General features: G+C 68.5%; 1 protein-coding gene. It reads left to right on the plus strand.

What is annotated here, in order from left to right:
• Positions 1-327, plus strand: a 327-nt coding sequence (locus BI06_RS41690; RefSeq protein WP_043477315.1) for a glycosyl hydrolase family 18 protein, incomplete at both ends; no start/stop codon positions are given.

Genomic DNA, 327 nt, shown 5'->3' on the forward strand with positions numbered 1-327 from the left:
GCCCTGGGCGGCTCGCACAAGCTGCTGACCGCCTTCACCCCGGCCGACCCGGTGAAGATCAACCAGGGCTGGGACCTCTCGAAGATCTTCAACTACCTCGACATCGCCAACGTCCAGGGCTACGACTTCCACGGCGCGGGCAGCGACAACTCCTGGGAGCCCAACCGCACCGGCCACCAGGGCAACCTCTACCAGGACGCCCAGGACCCGTACGCCAACCACTTCAGCGTCGACGCGGCGGTCAAGCCCTACCTCGACGCCGGGGTCAACCCGCGCAAGCTCACCATCGGCCTGGCGTTCTACGGCCGGGGCTGGCAGGGCGTCGCC

The organism is Kitasatospora sp. MBT66, assembly GCF_000710405.2.
Classification (GTDB): Bacteria; Actinomycetota; Actinomycetes; order Streptomycetales; family Streptomycetaceae; genus Kitasatospora; species Kitasatospora purpeofusca.